General features: G+C 70.6%; 17 protein-coding genes and 1 tRNA gene. 6 read left to right on the forward strand and 12 right to left on the reverse strand.

Annotated features, from left to right (window positions below; translation table 11 throughout):
- Positions 1–21 precede the first annotated feature (21 nt).
- Together ABZ749_RS03070 and ABZ749_RS03075 are read right to left on the reverse strand one after the other, a co-directional pair.
- Positions 22–792 carry an IclR family transcriptional regulator gene (locus tag ABZ749_RS03070; protein WP_355004764.1) on the reverse strand — a complete coding sequence of 257 codons (771 nt, stop codon included), beginning with the start codon at positions 790–792 and terminating at the stop codon, positions 22–24.
- Between the two features lie 144 nt (positions 793–936).
- Positions 937–1,449, reverse strand: coding sequence for a hypothetical protein (locus tag ABZ749_RS03075; protein WP_357222220.1), 513 nt, complete (start codon positions 1,447–1,449; stop codon positions 937–939).
- Between the two features lie 432 nt (positions 1,450–1,881).
- Between ABZ749_RS03075 and ABZ749_RS03080 the strand changes: the two genes are divergently transcribed.
- Positions 1,882–2,664 carry a methyltransferase domain-containing protein gene (locus tag ABZ749_RS03080; protein ID WP_357222222.1) on the forward strand — a complete coding sequence of 261 codons (783 nt, stop codon included), beginning with the start codon at positions 1,882–1,884 and terminating at the stop codon, positions 2,662–2,664.
- Here the strand turns inward: ABZ749_RS03080 and ABZ749_RS03085 are convergent.
- Positions 2,657–3,256, reverse strand: coding sequence for a nucleoside monophosphate kinase (locus ABZ749_RS03085; RefSeq protein WP_357222224.1), 600 nt, complete (start codon positions 3,254–3,256; stop codon positions 2,657–2,659). The genes ABZ749_RS03080 and ABZ749_RS03085 overlap by 8 nt on opposite strands.
- Before the next feature lie 244 nt (positions 3,257–3,500).
- Between ABZ749_RS03085 and ABZ749_RS03090 the strand changes: the two genes are divergently transcribed.
- Positions 3,501–4,043 carry an SMI1/KNR4 family protein gene (locus tag ABZ749_RS03090; protein ID WP_357222226.1) on the forward strand — a complete coding sequence of 181 codons (543 nt, stop codon included), beginning with the start codon at positions 3,501–3,503 and terminating at the stop codon, positions 4,041–4,043.
- A gap of 110 nt (positions 4,044–4,153) precedes the next feature.
- On the opposite strand, the gene ABZ749_RS03095 is transcribed toward ABZ749_RS03090, so the two are convergent.
- A tRNA-Lys gene (locus ABZ749_RS03095) sits at positions 4,154–4,225 on the reverse strand.
- 204 nt (positions 4,226–4,429) lie between these two features.
- Between ABZ749_RS03095 and ABZ749_RS03100 the strand changes: the two genes are divergently transcribed.
- The 3 genes from ABZ749_RS03100 to ABZ749_RS03110 all read left to right on the forward strand — a co-directional run bounded on the left by ABZ749_RS03100 (position 4,430) and on the right by ABZ749_RS03110 (position 7,131).
- A complete protein-coding gene (locus tag ABZ749_RS03100; protein ID WP_357222228.1) occupies positions 4,430–4,840 on the forward strand; it encodes a helix-turn-helix transcriptional regulator in 411 nt (136 codons plus the stop codon).
- A complete protein-coding gene (locus tag ABZ749_RS03105; RefSeq protein ID WP_357222230.1) occupies positions 4,837–5,886 on the forward strand; it encodes a GlsB/YeaQ/YmgE family stress response membrane protein in 1,050 nt (349 codons plus the stop codon). Before ABZ749_RS03100 ends, ABZ749_RS03105 begins: the two co-directional genes overlap by 4 nt.
- Before the next feature lie 162 nt (positions 5,887–6,048).
- Positions 6,049–7,131 (forward strand): NAD-dependent epimerase/dehydratase family protein, encoded by a 1,083-nt coding sequence (locus ABZ749_RS03110; protein WP_357222232.1) that lies wholly within the window; start codon positions 6,049–6,051, stop codon positions 7,129–7,131.
- Between the two features lie 136 nt (positions 7,132–7,267).
- Here ABZ749_RS03110 and ABZ749_RS03115 read toward each other — a convergent pair whose 3' ends face one another.
- The 8 genes from ABZ749_RS03115 to ABZ749_RS03150 all read right to left on the reverse strand — a co-directional run bounded on the left by ABZ749_RS03115 (position 7,268) and on the right by ABZ749_RS03150 (position 13,964).
- A complete protein-coding gene (locus ABZ749_RS03115; RefSeq protein ID WP_357222252.1) occupies positions 7,268–8,452 on the reverse strand; it encodes a hypothetical protein in 1,185 nt (394 codons plus the stop codon).
- An 82-nt stretch (positions 8,453–8,534) separates the two neighbouring features.
- Positions 8,535–9,284, reverse strand: coding sequence for a ZIP family zinc transporter (locus ABZ749_RS03120; protein WP_357222234.1), 750 nt, complete (start codon positions 9,282–9,284; stop codon positions 8,535–8,537).
- 54 nt (positions 9,285–9,338) lie between these two features.
- A complete protein-coding gene (locus ABZ749_RS03125; RefSeq protein WP_357222236.1) occupies positions 9,339–10,529 on the reverse strand; it encodes a GNAT family N-acetyltransferase in 1,191 nt (396 codons plus the stop codon).
- A 67-nt stretch (positions 10,530–10,596) separates the two neighbouring features.
- Entirely contained in the window at positions 10,597–11,289 is a 693-nt protein-coding gene (locus ABZ749_RS03130; RefSeq protein WP_357222238.1) for a hypothetical protein, read from the reverse strand.
- Entirely contained in the window at positions 11,286–12,131 is an 846-nt protein-coding gene (locus ABZ749_RS03135; RefSeq protein ID WP_355004774.1) for an ATP-binding cassette domain-containing protein, read from the reverse strand. Before ABZ749_RS03135 ends, ABZ749_RS03130 begins: the two co-directional genes overlap by 4 nt.
- Positions 12,128–12,466, reverse strand: a complete 339-nt coding sequence (locus tag ABZ749_RS03140) for a PadR family transcriptional regulator (protein ID WP_357222241.1) — start codon at positions 12,464–12,466, stop codon at positions 12,128–12,130. The genes ABZ749_RS03135 and ABZ749_RS03140 overlap by 4 nt, the downstream gene beginning before the upstream one ends.
- Positions 12,467–12,568: 102 nt before the next feature.
- Positions 12,569–13,288 carry a protein phosphatase 2C domain-containing protein gene (locus tag ABZ749_RS03145; protein WP_355004776.1) on the reverse strand — a complete coding sequence of 240 codons (720 nt, stop codon included), beginning with the start codon at positions 13,286–13,288 and terminating at the stop codon, positions 12,569–12,571.
- A gap of 115 nt (positions 13,289–13,403) precedes the next feature.
- A complete protein-coding gene (locus ABZ749_RS03150; RefSeq protein WP_357222243.1) occupies positions 13,404–13,964 on the reverse strand; it encodes an XRE family transcriptional regulator in 561 nt (186 codons plus the stop codon).
- 56 nt (positions 13,965–14,020) lie between these two features.
- Here ABZ749_RS03150 and ABZ749_RS03155 point away from each other — a divergent pair.
- Positions 14,021–15,256 (forward strand): benzoate/H(+) symporter BenE family transporter (locus ABZ749_RS03155; RefSeq protein WP_357222245.1); only part of this gene is annotated, 1,236 nt, incomplete at its 3' end.

A 15,256-nucleotide genomic window follows, 5' to 3' on the forward strand; every position in this document is an offset into this window, starting at 1 on the left:
GAACCGAAAGCGGGAGGAGCCCTATCGAGGCTGCGCCCGGTAACCCATGCGAGCCGACAACGCGGCCGCCCCCTCGCGAACCAGCCCGGTCCACTCCACCTGCACCTGAGGCGTCCAACGGATGATCGGCGCGGACAGGCTCATCCCAGCGATGATGGCGCCGGTGTGGTCCCGGATCCCCGCGGCGACGCACCGCATCGCAGTGTCCGACTCACCGATGTCGACAGCGACGCCCTCCACCCGGACCCGGTCCAGATGTTCACGAAGAAGATCCGGATCGGTGATGCTGTCCGGCGTCATGCCCGGCAGAGGGTCCTTCAGCAGGACGGCGTCCAGGTCCGCCTCGTCGAGGGCCGACAGCAGCACCTTGCCCACGGCCGTGCAGTGGGCGGGCAGCCGCAGCCCGACCCCGGAAACCATCCGAACCGGGTGGGTGCTGTCGAACTTGACGAGGTAGATCACATCGGCGCCGTCGAGCACCGCCACATGAACCGCCTCGTCGCACGCGGCGGCCACGTCCCGTGCGACGCCCTGCGCCTCGCGTACCAGATCAAGCCGGCCCGCGAACGCCGCGCCCAACTGGAACAGCGGCATGCCGAGCCGATACTGCACGGGCTGACCCGGTATCGAGATCAGGTACGCGCGAGCCTCAAGCGTCACGAGCAACTCGTGGACGGTCGTGCGGGGCAGATCGAGTCGCTCCATCACCTGGCGGGCGGACAGTTGAGGGCAGTCCAGAAACAGTTCCAGGACGTCGAGTGCGCGGATGACCGCCGGTACCACACGGGGCATGTTCGAAAGTCCCTTCGCAGTGCCGGACCCGTGTCAACGATCTCCACACGAGCCAGCACCTGAAGAGGATATCTACGTCAGCCCGCGGCGCCAGGTGCCAACCTCGTCGTTGATCCCCTGCAACGCGCCCGGATTTCGGGGCGTTCAGGACCCGGTCGTCTGGAATCTGTGGAGCGCGGCCTCGGCCACCCGGGTGAGGTGTTCGGCGCCGTCGGGCTTGTTGCCCTCCGCCTGAACGACCACCAAGGTGGTGCCGGTCCGGACGAGGATGATGTCCCACTCCAGCGTGTCAGGACCCGATGTCGTGGCGTTGATGACGTGAAGGCTGTCATCGCCCAACTGCGGCCCGGCCGCGACCGCGAAGCGATAACTGCCGCCCTGGTCAGGCAGCACAACGGTCGGGCAACTGCCGATGAACGTCCGCAGGTCCGCCATCGCTCGCCGTGCACCGCCGTCGGTGTAGGTCCTGAGGACTTCCGTTCCCACCCACAGGTCGTCGGGACCCGCGTCGAAGCTGAGGGTGGCTGCGGCTGTCGCTGACGGAGTCCCGGTCAGCCGCCTCGCCGACAGCAGCGGGATCATGCTGCGCGAACACGACGCGTCGACGTCTGGACGTCGATCGCCAGCATCGAGTGCCATGGTGGTCGCGATGTCCACGGTGAAGCCGGGCGGTAGCGACTCCGGGGTCACCAGGCGTGCGGACAGCGCCGCGGAGTACCCGGGCCCGCCGGTCGCCGGAACTGCTGGCGGAGGTGACTTCGTGGCCGTCGCCGAATCCGTCGCCTGCTTTGTCGCGTCTGGGGATCGATCCGCTCCGGGAGCCGTCGGAGAACCGCAGGCGGTCACCATAGAGACGGTCGCCACCGCGACCAACCCACGCAGCAGAATCCTGTGCACCGGGCAGACTCCGCCTCTCGTCGAAAGGCGTCAGGCTACCAGCGCGACTTCAGCCGTCGGGCGGCGAATGTGGCCCACCGCGGCCGGTATGTGAGTGGGCCGCCAGGGATTCGAACCCTGAACCCCTCTGGTGCGGCGCTGTGCTGTCGTAGGCAGCAGCGCCGCCGCAAACGGCGAAATATGCTGTAGATCATGCACGGGTTCACTGACGTCGACCGCCAGTCAGACCCGAACTCGTGGGTCGACGTACTGGACCGCCTTACCGAGGAACCTTTCTACCGGGCATATCAGCAGCGGGTCCGTCAGCTGCTCCATCCGGCGCCCGGCCGTCGCTACGTTGATGTTGGCGCTGGCACAGGGGCAAGCGCAGCCCAGTTGAAAGATGAGCACGGGGTAAGCGTGGCGACCGTGGACTACGCACTGACCATGGCTGCTGCCAGGCAAGCCCGCGGCTTGACCCAAAGCACCGTCGCCGATGCCCATCACCTGCCGTTCCTCAGCGACTCATTCGATGGGGCCTGGGCCGATCGCACCCTGCAACACCTCGCCGATCCCCACGCCGCGATCAAGGAACTCATCAGGGTTGTCCGGCCGAATGGCCGCATCGTCCTCGCAGACCCCGACTACGACACTCAGGTACTTGACATCGCCGACCAAAGCTTGGCTCGGCGCGTGCTGAGATTTCGGGCTGACGTCCTCCTCCGCAACGGCACCCTGGCGCATCAACATGCCGGCCTTCTCGCCGCACACGGCCTGGTCGACGTCACCACCGAACCCCGAACGCTGCTGGTTCGGGACCCGACCGCCGTCGACAACGTCCTCGGCCTTCGCAGTTGGGCTGCCACAGCTGCTCAACGCGGCGCACTCGACCCGGCCGACGCTCGTGCGTTCGAAGACCAGTTTGACGACGCCGTCGTTGCACATCAGTTCACATACGCAGTCACGTTCTTTCTCACCGCCGCCACGGTCACCTGAGACGCAAGCACCCGCTGGAGACGTCAGAGATGATTTGGATCAGCCTGCCTGCTACGTCCTCGAAGTCGCCGAAGCCATTGACGGTCTGCCACAGGCCATCTGCCCGGTAATAGGCGCGCAACGGATCGACCTGCTCCTGGTAGGTCTCCTGTGAACGCGAGTACAAAAGCAATAGTTCCTGGCGTCGCTCGGCTTGCTGGGAGTCCAGTTCTATCCGATGTTCCACTCGGCGCTGCGCGGCGAGGCGACCTTGGTCCTCCGTCAGGGAAAGTTCGATCACTGCGTTGGGGGCATGGCCGCTCTGTGTCAGCAACTCAGCTTGGCGGATGTTGCGGGGGAAGTTGTACATCACCCAGCTACCGTCGACGTGGGTTAGGACCTCAGCGATGGCTCTGACCATTAGCTCATTCGGTACAAGATGTCCGGCCTGCATATACCGGTTCGCCTCTTTGCCCAGCGGAGTCTGCTGCTGCACGTGATCGCGGAAGACGTTGCCTGCGCTGACAACCTGTAGGCCGATGGCGTCCGCCAGAGCCCGCGCAGCGGAAGCCATGTCAACTACCGGCCCGGCGACGAGGACAACGCTGGGCATGTGTACTCCATGTTGATGACGCAGAAGCGCCAAGCTAGCAGCACACGGCACATCACGTGAGTTTGGACGTCGAGCGTCAGCCCGGATAGGCCATCACCATGGAGATCTACACGGTGGTCTCCTCGGCGGCCACCCATGCCGCCCTCAAGCGGCTGGGCAGCGCCCTGGACCGGTGATACCCGAGGCTCAAGCCGTTGGCCGGCACCAGACCGGTCCGTCGGTCCTCCTCGCTAGGGTGCTGCCCGTGGATCACGATGGTCGGACCTTGCCGACTCCTTTGTCCGAAGCTCATGAAGTCGGCTTCGACTACAGCGACGGCGACGGCGACGGCGTCGGCGTCGGCGTCGACTTCGAGCCGTACCCGCACTTCCTCGACTCGGGTGAGATTGCCGAGTGGTGGAGGGCGTGGACCGGAAACGCGGAGCTGGACGGTTCCGAGTTCCGGGTCTTCGGACAGGACGGCACCGGAGGCCTCGCCGCGTTCTGGCTGGTGCGTCATGGTGAGCCGATCGAGCAGCAGCCGGTGGTGTTTCTCGGTTCGGAGGGCGAAACGGGGGTCGTGGCGCAAACCCTGTGGGACTACCTGTGGCTCGTCGCCGACGGTTTCGGTCCGTGGGAAGCGACGGCCTATCCCAATCACGAACACGAGCCCCGTACGGATGCCCGCCTCGCGGAGATCGCCCAACGCTGGGCACCGTCGCGTCGCAGGTCGGCGGATGACGTCATTACCGCAGCGGGGGAAGAGTTCCCTGGCTTTGATGAGCTGATCGGCTCACTCTGCCGGTAGTTGGCGTGAGGGGTGCTCGACAAGATTGGGACCGACGAGAGCCCACTGCTGTGCCGAGCCGTGCTGACAAAGACAGCGACCCCGTAGAGGGCCGCTGAGCTGGAACGGAGTGGGCCGCCAGGGACTCGAACCCTGAACCTATGGATTAAAAGTCCACAGCTCTGCCATTGAGCTAGCGGCCCGCGCGCTCAGGTTACCCGACCCTCTGCGGCCCGGCTGATGTCCGCCCCCGGTCCGGTGGAGCGATGCCGGTCTACGCCCGCGTCGCATGACATCCGTAGACGATGCAGGGCCGAGCGACCCGCTGGCGCGTCGGCCTGACAGCTCCGGCAAACTTCCGCACTGCTCGGTCACCGGTATAGCTTCATCACCGTTATATTGAGGCCATGGCCACACCCACGCCGCTGCGGGAACCCACCTTCTTGATCCTCACCGCGCTCGCGCGGGAACCCATGCACGGCTACGGCATCACCAGCGACGTCGCGGCCCTCTCCGGTGGGCGGTTGGCGCTGCGGCCCGGCACCCTCTACGGCGCACTCGACCGCCTCGCCGACGAAGGGCTGGTCGAGCGGGACCGCGAGGAGGTCGTCGAGGGTCGGCTGCGCCGCTACTACCGGCTCACCGAAGTTGGCCGCTCCGTGCTCACCGCTGAGACCGAACGACTGCGCCGCAACGTCGAGGCCGCGACGCAGCGGTTACGTGCTCGACCTGCGGTCACCAGCACCGCCGGCGGCACCTCACGCGGCCCTCTGACGGCCGCCCGCCCCATCCTTCGACCGACCGGAGGCCCGGCATGAACCAGCCCAACCCCGCGCAGGATCAGGCCGGGTCGCCGCTGGAGTCCCGCTACCGGCGGCTGCTGTGGGCCTACCCGGGTGACTACCAGGCTGAGCGGGGCGACGAGATCGTCGGGACGTACCTCGACACCGTCGATCCGGGGCGGCGCTGGCCATCCCCACACGACGCCGTCGACCTGCTCGGCGCCGGGCTCCGGGAGCGACTGCGCGGGTACGGCGCTCTCGGGCTGGTTGCGGCTCTCCCGCTGGCCGCGACCGCCGCGCTGAACACCCTGGTCGCGGTCTCCGTTTTCCTGCTCCTGCAGGTCGAGTTCGAAGATCCCCGTTTCGCCGGGCTGGATCCGGTCGGCCCGTTCCAGACCCTCGGGGCCGTGATCTGGCTGGGCTGGCTGCTCGTCGCCGTCACCGCCACGGCGCTGCCCGGGGCCTGGGCCCGCTCTGTCGCGGCCGGCGGTCTCCTGCTGACCGTCGTCGTGCCGTCCGTGGCCGCCGTCACCGGGCGGCCGGGGCCACCGCTGTTCGTGCTGGTTCCCGCCGTCGCGCTCGGCCTGGCCACGCTCGCGCTGCCCTCCCATCCCGGCTGGGTGGCGCGTGGCCTGCCGCCGCTCACTGCCGGTTGTGTGACGGTCGCATCGGTGGCTTTCAGCGCCGCCGAGAACGGCGGGAACATGTTCACCTCGTACGGCTCGACCCCCGAACTGTTGGCGATGGTCGGGGGGTTGATGTTCGCGCTGGTCCTGCTCGTCGGCCTCGGTGGCGCCCTGCGAGCGGACGACTCCGGCCTCTGGGCGACGGTGCTGCTCGCCACCCCGGCCGCCCTGTTCGGCGCCAACCAGCTCAGCCAAGGGATCTGGGGCAGCCAGGGAGGTGGACCGACCTCGGCGGCCTACGCCACCACGACCGGGTCGATCCTTCTTGTCGGCGCGGCGCTGCTGGCAGCGGCCCTCGCCGGCCAGGCCGCACGACACCAGACCGTACGTCGGCGGATGCTCGACGACGCCTGCCCGACCTGCGGACACCGTTCGACCGCTACGGCACGGGCCTGACGTCGGGCGGGACCCAGGTGGCGGGACTCGGGATCCCGGTAGTCGGGCTGTCCTGGGCGCGCGGATGCCGCGATTTTCAGGAAGTCGAGTGGATCAACCGGCGGGGCGGGCCGCCGCGCTGGTGGGTGGTTGAGCTGCTGCTGGGCGGGTACGGGGTCGGGCATGCGGATCGTGGTGGTGGGGGCGAGCGGCAACGTCGGTACGGCGCTGCTGCGGCGGCTGCGCCGGGAGCGTGGCGTTGAGCTGGCCGGTGTCGTTCGACGGTTGCCCGGCCCGGATGCCGGCGAGCCGTACGACCAGGTGGAGTGGCACTCCTGCGACATCGGCGCGCCGGGCGCGGCCGGGCAACTCGCCGAGGTGTTCGCGGGTGCGGACGCGGTGGTGCACCTGGCCTGGCAGATCCAGCCCAGCCATGACCAGCGGGTGCTGCGCCGGACCAACGTCGAGGGCAGCCGGGCGGTGATCAACGCGGTGGTCCAGGCCGGCGTGCCGGCCCTGGTGTACGCCTCGTCGGTCGGCACCTACGCCCCCGGCCCGAAGGACCACCCGATCAGTGAGCGCTGGCCGGCCACCGGTGTGCCCGGTTCGTCGTACAGCGAGCACAAGGCGGAGGTGGAGGCGCTGCTGGATGGGCTCGAACGGGATCACCCGACGCTGCGGGTGGTACGGATGCGCCCCGGGTTGATCTTCCAGCGGGCCGCCGGTGCGGAGATCACGCGTTACTTCCTCGGCCCGTTGGCGCCGGTGCGGCTGCTGCGCTTCGGCCGGATCCCGCTGGTGCCGACGAACCGCCGGTTGCGAATGCAGGCGGTGCACGCCGATGACGTGGCTGACGCGTACGCGCGGGCGGTGTTGGGTGATGCGCGCGGTGCCTTCAACGTCGCCGCGGACCCGGTGCTCACTCCGGAGCTGGTGGCCCGGCACTTCCATGGTTGGACGGTGCCGGTCGCCGCGCCGGTGCTGCGGGCGGCGGCGGCGTTGACCTGGCGGGCGCGGCTGCAACCGGTCGACGCGGGCTGGGTGGAGCTGGGTCTGAACGCCCCGCTGATGTCCAGCGAGCGCGCGGAGACCGAGTTGGGCTGGCAGCCCAGGATCAGCGCGCTGACGGCGCTCAAGGAACTCTTCGCCGGCATGGCCGACGGCGACCACACGTCAAGCCCTCCGATGTCCGGCGCACCGAACCTGCCCGGCCGCCCAGCCGCCCTCCTCCACGCCCGCCCCCCAGGCGAAGGAAACCCCTACTGACCCCACCCACCCCACCCACCCCTCAGCTCGTTGATCAAGAGCTTTCGGTCAGAGAACGCCGCCCCGATGACCGAAACCTCTTGATCACCGGCGCCGGGGCCACGGGGGCGGGGCGGGCCACGGGGGCGGGGTTGGGTTAGGAGAGCTTGGAGTTGGTTACGGTGGGGGTGCGGGCGCCCAGGAAGAAGATGCCGGGGAAGCCACGGGTCTCGAACTTGGCGCTGGGGTTGCGGCGCAGGGTCGAGTTTTCGATCCTCATCGTGCCGGTGCGGTTGTTGCTCACGAAGAAGACCGCGCCGCCGCCCTCGTTGGCCTTGTTGTTCTCGATGATCGTGCCGGCGATCCGTACGGTGAACTCGTTGCCGTCGCAGTAGATCGCGCCGCCACTGCCGCCGCCGGGCGTACCGGACTTGGCCGGGTTGGCGCCGCTGCCGATCGCCTCGTTGTTCCTGAGCAGGCTGTTCAGCACCACCCACGACACACCGATGCTGCTCAGCGCCCCTCCGTTGGAGCAGGAGCCGCCGTCGAAGGTGCTGCCCACCACGTACACCGGCTTGTTCTCGTACTGGCTGAGCACCCGGACGGCTGCGCCACCCAGGTCGGGGCCGGTGCGGTCGCAGCGGTTGCGGACGAAGCGCGAGTTGACCACCTTCAGCCGCCCGCCGCGTACGAAGATCGCCCCACCGCCGCCGCCCTCGGCCTTCTCGCCCGTGGAGTTGCCGTCGGCGAAGGTGAGGTTCTGCACGGTGAGCTGCGGGTGATCCTGGTTCTGGCAGTGCGAGGTGGTGAAGCCCTGGGCCTCGTCGCAGGTGTTCATGTAGAGGATGCGGCGCTGCCCCTGGCCGCTCAGCGTGACGGTGCCGCCGCCGTCCAGCACGATCTTCGGCCCGTTGGCGTTGCGAACCTTGGCGGTGGCGGCCATCTTGATCGTCACCGGGGCCGGTCCACAGTTGAACGTGATGACTCCGCCGGCCGCGACGGCCTTCACCACCGCCGCGGAGGTGCAACTCGCCGGGGTGCCCGTGCCGATTCTCCGCGTCGGCTTCGAGGTGTCCACCGCTCGCGCCTCGGCCGGCACGGTGGCCCTGCCGTTCGGGTTGCCGGCGGCGAGCACCTTGTTGGCGGGCTTCGGGCTGGCGCTGGCCCCCGGGCCGCCGAGGCCGTCGCGAGCCCCCGGTGCCTCACCCTGACCGCCGGTGGGCAGGGCCGTCGGCGAGGCGGTCGAGCCGGCCTCGAAGGTGGGGGCCGGGTCGTTGGGCGCGCAGGCGGGCAGGGTCGCGGTGGCGACACCGAGGACGAGGAGAGCGGCAAGCGACGTCATGCGCACCCCGTGATGCTAGGAGCCGTGACGGCGTCGCGACGAATCCGCCGGGCCGGTTTAATGCACCGCTAAGACGCCGTCATCAGGTGTGGGAGAGGGCGAAGGCGGTCAGGAAGCCGGCGACGGTGATCAGACCGACCAGCAGGTGCGCGTTCTCGAACGCCTCCGGGACCATGGTGTCGGTGATCATGGCGAGGATCGCGCCGGCGGCCAACGCGGTGATGGCGGCCAGCACCTCCGGCGGCGCGCCCCCCAGCAGCGTGTTGCCGACCAGCGCGGCGACGCCACTGATCAGCGCGATCCCGGTCCAGAGCAGGAACACGTACCGTCGGGTGCGGCCGGCCTGGCGCATGCCGGCGGCGCTGGACAGCCCCTCCGGGACGTTGCTGAGGAACACCGCCGCCACCGTGACCAGGCTGACCGCGCCGCCGCCGAGCAGGCTGGCGCCGATCACGACCGATTCCGGTACGCCGTCGAGCAGCGCGCCGACGGCGAGCGCCGAGCCGGAACCAGGCTGCTCGCTCTCGGAGGGTTGCTGGTCGCCGGACCGTTTCCGGTGCCGGGCGCCGTGCCGGGCGAGAGCCAGGTTGGCCACTGTGTAGACCACCGCGCCGGCGGCAGCGCCGAGAGCGGTGGGCAGGAGCCCGCCCTGCGCGTGCGCCTCGGCGATCAACTCGAACGACACGGCGGAGAGCAGCACCCCAGCGCCGAACGCCATGATCGACGCGATGAGGCGCTGCGGCACCCGGGCGAACCAGCCGACCGCCGCCCCGACCAGCAGAGCCGACCCGGCCAGCAACCCCCATCCACCCGCCTGTAACCACTCCGGCATTCGCGGGACCGTACCCACGCTCGCCGAGGCGACAAACCCGTTTGTGAGGAGGGCTCAGAAGTCGGCGAAGAGATACGGCACCCGGCGGGGGAAGAGGCCGCGCAACTCCGTGGCGGCGTCCACCGGCACCTCGCCCAGACCGCGCAGTGGCAGCTCGGCCGGGTCCAGCACCCCGTACGCGAGGGCGGAGAGACCGGCTGCGGTGAGCGTGGCGGTCGGCGCGCGGCCGGTGGTGTCGTCGACCAACTCCAACGCCCCGGTCGTGCCGTCGAGCAGGTGGCTGCCGGCCAACCAGCGGTCCCCGGTCAGCTCGATCCGCACCCGGCCCGGACCCGCGGGCAGCCCGCTCAACGCGTCCAGCGACAGCAGCCGGGCCATCGGCGCGGACGCGCCCGGCACCTGGGTACGGGCCTCGACGTGCACGTCCAGGTCGGTCAGCCACAGCTCGGGCAACTCGTCCGGCGGAACCTGAACGGTGATCCGCTGGATCTGGTCGACGTGCCGGGCGAAGAACTGCAACAGCAGCGCCCGCGCGAGCGGGTCGGTGACCAGCAGCTCGTTGCCGTGCAGCGTGCCGCCGTAATCGTCGATCCGGTACGTCACCGCGCCGGTGACCTCCCCACCGACCCGGGCGGTGAGCAGCCAGTACTCGTCACGGTCACGCATTCCGACCGCCCGGTAGTCCGGGAAGATCGCGAAGCCGTGTCGTTCCTGGAGGTTGCGTTCGGTGAACGCCCGCCACGCCGGATAGCCGGCGGCTACGCGTTCCCAGCCGACCTCACCGGGCAGGTCCACCCGGAGCAGCGAACCCAGGTTGGCCGGGGCGAAGGTGACCCGGCGCGGCTTGGGCAGCCCGATGTAGCCGAACCGGGCGTAGAAGCTGGGCCGGAACGGATAGAGCGCGCTGAGCGGATGACCCTCGTCGCGCATCTCGTCGAGGAGTTGGTGCAGCAACGTCCGGACGTGCCCCTGCCGGCGGGCCAGCGGATGGGTCGCCACCCCGGCGACACCGGCCATCGGCAGCACCACCCCGCGCAGGTTCTGTCGCATCGGGATGGCCGAGACGGCGGCCAACGTGGTGCCGTCCTCCTCGGCGATCAACGTCCGGTTGCCCTGGTTGTAGGGCAGGTAGTCGCGGAACTCCGCCGTCCGGGCGGTGCTGAGCGGCGAGGACTCGAAGGCGTACGCGGCAAGCGGAAAGCTGGTGGTGAGACGGTCGTCGTCGGTCACCCGGCGAATGGTCATTCGCCTATCTCAACCCGCCGCGCGGGTCACAGCAACCGGATTGGCCCGATCCACGGTCGGCCGGGCGTCAGCCGACCGGCAGGTGCCGCAGGTGGCGACGGCGGCGCAGGCGGACGCTGGCCACCGCGGCCACGCCCAGAGCCAGCAGGGCGGTGACGGCGACCCCGTGCAGCAGGCCACGGGAGAAATAGCCCTGGTCGGTGTTGTCGACCGTCCAGGTGGCGATCTCCCGGCTCGACCAGAACGGCGTCAACCTCGCCCCCGACCCGGCCGGGTCGATCAGCATCTGCACCGTCACCACAGTGAGCAGCAGCAGCGTGCCCTCCAACTCGCGGGGCAGCAGCGCGCCGATCAGCATTCCGAACGGCGCCGCCACCGCGACGGAACAGAGCAGCGCCGCCGCCAGGCCGCCGTACCGCAGGTCCGCGCCGTCGATCATCGGGAGCAGGAAGAAGGGTACGGAGATGACCAGTCCCACCGTCCACAGGCCGAGCATCCGACCGAGATAGAGATGGTGCGGGCGGTAGCCGGCCAGCCGCAGCCTCGGCTCCAGCTCGCGGGCCGCGGTCGTGGCGAACAGCGCGGCGGTGCTCACCGCCCAGCCCACACCGAGCAGCAGCGAGCGAACCGACTGCCCGAGGTAGGCGTCCCGCCGGATCAGGTAGAAGGTCAACGGCATCAACAACAACAGCAGGAGTACGCCTCGACGCCGCAGCAGCTCCCGCAGGGTCATCTCGGCGACGGTGACGAGCCGGTTCACGGGCGGCCTCCCTGGATGCCGGGCGCGTGCCACCCGGACTCGTGTGCCGGGGTCAGGTCGAGCACGATGTCCACCCGGTCGAGTTGGTTGAGCAGGTGGGTCACCACGACGATGGCCGTGCCGGCGTCGCGCAACCTGCTGAGCTGGTCCCAGAAGTTGACGTACGTGCCCTGGTCGAAGCCCTGGTACGGCTCGTCGAGCAGCAGCACGTCGGGGGCGCTGAGCGTGGACATGGTCAGGTTGAGCTTCTGTCGGGTGCCGCCGGACAGGTGGCGGGCCTGCACGTCGCCGCCCGCTTCCCAGCCGAGCTGCCGGGCCGCCGCCCGACCGGCGCGGCGGGCCGGGCCACGGGCCACACCCTGACCGGCGCCGACCAGCACGAAGTGCTCGTCGGCGAGCAGGAAGTCGGCGGTCCCGCCGGACTGCGGGCAGTAGCCGAGCCGCCCGGAGACGGTCACCTCACCGGCGTCCGGTGACATGAGGCCGGCGCAGATCCGGAGGAAGGTGCTCTTGCCGCAGCCGTTCGCGCCGACGACGGCGGCGATCTGTCCGGCCCGGACGGTGAGCGTGGCGTCGCGCAGCACGGTTCGCCGTCCGTACCGCTTGGTGATGCCTGCCGCGTGCAGCCGGACCGGCCCGGGGCGCGGTCCGGGCGCGGTGCCGATGCTCTCCACGACAGCGCCCGCGTACTGCTGGGGTGGGCCGAAGACGACCCAGGGGTCGCCGCCGCCCTCGCGTAGGTGCGTGGCGGCCTCGGCGACCACGTGCCGTGCGGCGTCCGCCGCGACCCGGCGCTGGTGCAGCTCGGCTGTGAGGGTACGCAGCCAATCGTCGGCGTTCACCGGGTGACCCCCTTCGTGACGATGTCGTTCACCGGCCGGACGAAGGCGAGCCAGGCGCTGCCGCCGGCGTGGAGCGCCGCGTGCCCGTCGTCGGTGAGCCGGTAGTACTTGCGGGCCGGTCCGGCGTTGCCCTCCCGCCACTGCGCCGTCACCAGGCCGGTCTTCTGTAGGCGCAGCAGCACCGGGTAGAGCGTGCCGCCCTGGATCGGCCCGACGCCCGCCGCGTCGAGTGCCTGGGCGAGTTGGTAGCCGTAGGACTCGCCTTTGGACAGCAGGGCCAGGACGCAGATGTCGAGCACCCCTCGCAGCCACTGCCCGCGCCGGTCGGAATCCACGCGTCGGACAGTAGCGGCGCTAGCTAGATGGCACAACCACCTACTGTGGCAGCGGTACCCGAACCAGTCGGTTCGGGTGAGCCGCCGAGGGAGCCGTACGGGTCAGCGGGCGACGACGTCGGAGACCACGACTGTGACGTTGTCCGGTGCGCCGGCGTGGTGAGCCAGCTTCACCAACTGCTCACCGCACTGCTGGCGGTCGGCGTACATGCCCAGGGCCGCGGCGATGGCCTCGTCCTCGACGTAGTCGGAGAGCCCGTCGCTGCACAGCAGCAGCCGGTCACCGGCGACCACGGTGAGCACCCCGACCGCCGGTGGGGTGTCGGCACCCTGCACGGCCCGGGTCACCAGGGACCGCTGCGGGTGGTGGCGGGCCTGCTCGGGAGAGAGGGTCCCCTGATCGACAAGCGCCTGCACGAACGTGTCGTCCCGGGTGAGCTGGGTCAGCTCCCCCTCGCGCAGCAGGTAGCAGCGGGAGTCGCCCACCTGGGCCAGCACCAGCGTCTCCCCGGCCAGCAGCGCCGCGGTGAGCGTCGTACCCATGCCGTCCCGGCTCGGGTCGACGGTGATGGCGGCGTGGATGCGCTGGTTGGCGGTGCTGACCACGGCACGCAGCGCGTCGGCGGCGCCGTCGGGGTCGGTGGGGGGAGCCAGCTCGTCCAGGATCCGGATCACGATCTCGCTCGCCACCTCGCCCGCAGGCAGCCCACCCATGCCGTCGGCGACCGCGATCAGGCGGTCACCGGCGAGGGCGGAGTCCTCGTTGTTGGTGCGCACCAAGCCGATGTCGTTGAGGATGACCGAGCGGAGGATCAGCGTCATGGGGTCAAGCTTGCCAAGAACAACCGGCATTCGTCTCTACGCCTCCTACCTAGGTCGAGAAATGATTGCGATTATCGTCGACGAGGTCGACGGTCCGTGACCGATCGGCGCGGTCTCAGCGGCGCGGATAGCGCAGCAGCAGGCTCGCGGCGACCTCCTCGTCGCCCACCGCCGCGTAGCTGTGTGGCACGTCCGACACCCAGCGGAGGTGGCCACCGGCCGTGGCCGTCAGCGGTGCGTCGGCCGGCCCGGCGCGCAGCACCCCGGCGAACACGGTGACGTGCTCGGTGACTCCCGCCGGGTGGGCGGGGGAGAGCTGGCCCGGCCCGGGCGCGACCCGCATCCGGTACAGCTCGTAGGTCGCGTCGGTGTCGGTGAAGACCTCCAGCAGGGTGGCGGTGACCGCGGTGCCGTGCACGGTGGGCCCGGCGGCGGGCTCCGCCAGCACCGCCGTCAGCGGTACGCCGAGCTGCGCGGTGACCGCCCAGAGCGTCTCCAGGGTCGGGTTGCGGGTGCCGTGCTCCAGGCCGGAGAGGGTGGCCTTTCCGACACCGGCGAGCCGGGCGAGTGTGGACAGCGACATCCCCTGCTCCTCGCGCAGGGCGCGGACGCGGCGCCCGACGACGGCGGGATCCACGTCGAGGCCCGGGCGCGGGGCTGGTGGTGGGTGCGGCACCCGGCTATCGTGCTACACGCTTCCGTTCCGTAAACGGAACAGTCGGGAGGGGTGTGGTGGCCGGACGCGTGCAACCGGTGCTGGCCGGCGTGGTGACCGCGCTGGTGGGCTTCGCCAGCTCGTTCACCGTCGTGCTGGCCGGGCTCCGAGCGGCAGGCGCGTCGGACGCACAGGCCGCCTCCGGCCTGCTCGCTCTCTGCGTGGCATGTGGGTTCGCCGCCGCCTGGCTGGGCTGGCGGTACCGGATACCGATGAGCGTGGCCTGGTCCACTCCGGGCGCGGCGCTGCTGGTGGCGACCGGGCCGCCGCCGGGAGGATGGCCGGTAGCGGTGGGCGCCTTCCTCGTCTCCGGTGTGCTGATCGTCGCGGCCGGGTTGTTCCCGCCGCTCGGCCGTGCGGTAGCCGCCATCCCCAAGCCGGTGGCCGGCGCCATGCTCGCCGGGGTGCTGTTGCCGCTGTGCACCGCCCCGGTCCGCGCGTTGGTCGAGCTGCCGGTGGTGGCCGGATCGGTGGTGGTCGGTTGGCTGCTGCTGCACCGGTTCGTCCGACGCTGGGCGGTGCCCGGTGCGCTGGTGGTGGCCGTGGCGGCGATCGCACTGACCGCACCGCCGACCGGCCTTACCGGTGCCGCGCTGATCCCGTCGGTCACGCTGACCGCGCCAGCCTGGAACGCGTCCGCGCTCGTCGGAGTGGCGCTGCCGTTGTTCCTGGTCACCATGGCCGCGCAGAACGTGCCCGGCATGGCGGTGCTGGTCGGCTACGGCTACCGGCCGCCGTTCGGCGCCGCACTGCGGACCACCGGCCTGGCCAGTCTGCTCGCCGCTCCGGCCGGTGGGCACGCGGTGAACCTCGCGGCGATCACCGCCGCGCTGGCCGCCGGCCCCGACGCGCACCCCGACCCGGAGCGCCGATGGATCGCCTCGGTCACCGCAGGTGTCGGGCTGGCCGTGCTCGGACTGGGTGCCGGCGTGGCCACCACGCTGGTGGCTGTCGCCCCACCGATCCTCATCGAGGCGGTCGCCGGGCTGGCGCTGCTGGGCGCCCTCGCCACCGCGCTCGCTGCGGCGGTGACCGACCCGGCGACCCGGGAAGCCGCCGTGGTCACCTTCGTGGTGACCGCGTCCGGGGTGACGCTGATCGGCGTGGGCGGCGCGTTCTGGGGCCTGGTCGCGGGCTGCCTGATGCTGCTTCTCTTCCACCGCCGCCAACCCGCCCCGGCCGCGCCCGCCTCCGCCGCCCCGGACGGGCCCGCCTCCGCCGCCCCGGCCGCGCCCGCTCCCGCCGCCCCGGCC

It is taken from the genome of Micromonospora sp. NPDC047753 (assembly GCF_040642735.1).
Taxonomy (GTDB): Bacteria; Actinomycetota; Actinomycetes; order Mycobacteriales; family Micromonosporaceae; genus Micromonospora.

Bases quoted from the DNA above. Each gene is read 5' to 3' on its own strand.
- ABZ749_RS03100 (WP_357222228.1), top strand. From the start codon at position 4,430: ATGGCCACACCCACGCCGCTGCGGGAACCCACCTTCTTGATCCTCACC.
- ABZ749_RS03105 (WP_357222230.1), top strand. From the start codon at position 4,837: ATGAACCAGCCCAACCCCGCGCAGGATCAGGCCGGGTCGCCGCTGGAG.
- ABZ749_RS03085 (WP_357222224.1), bottom strand. From the start codon at position 3,256: ATGCCCAGCGTTGTCCTCGTCGCCGGGCCGGTAGTTGACATGGCTTCC.
- ABZ749_RS03145 (WP_355004776.1), bottom strand. From the start codon at position 13,288: ATGACGCTGATCCTCCGCTCGGTCATCCTCAACGACATCGGCTTGGTG.
- ABZ749_RS03070 (WP_355004764.1), bottom strand. From the start codon at position 792: ATGCCCCGTGTGGTACCGGCGGTCATCCGCGCACTCGACGTCCTGGAA.
- ABZ749_RS03110 (WP_357222232.1), top strand. From the start codon at position 6,049: ATGCGGATCGTGGTGGTGGGGGCGAGCGGCAACGTCGGTACGGCGCTG.
- ABZ749_RS03080 (WP_357222222.1), top strand. From the start codon at position 1,882: ATGCACGGGTTCACTGACGTCGACCGCCAGTCAGACCCGAACTCGTGG.
- ABZ749_RS03120 (WP_357222234.1), bottom strand. From the start codon at position 9,284: ATGCCGGAGTGGTTACAGGCGGGTGGATGGGGGTTGCTGGCCGGGTCG.
- ABZ749_RS03115 (WP_357222252.1), bottom strand. From the start codon at position 8,452: ATGACGTCGCTTGCCGCTCTCCTCGTCCTCGGTGTCGCCACCGCGACC.
- ABZ749_RS03125 (WP_357222236.1), bottom strand. From the start codon at position 10,529: ATGACCATTCGCCGGGTGACCGACGACGACCGTCTCACCACCAGCTTT.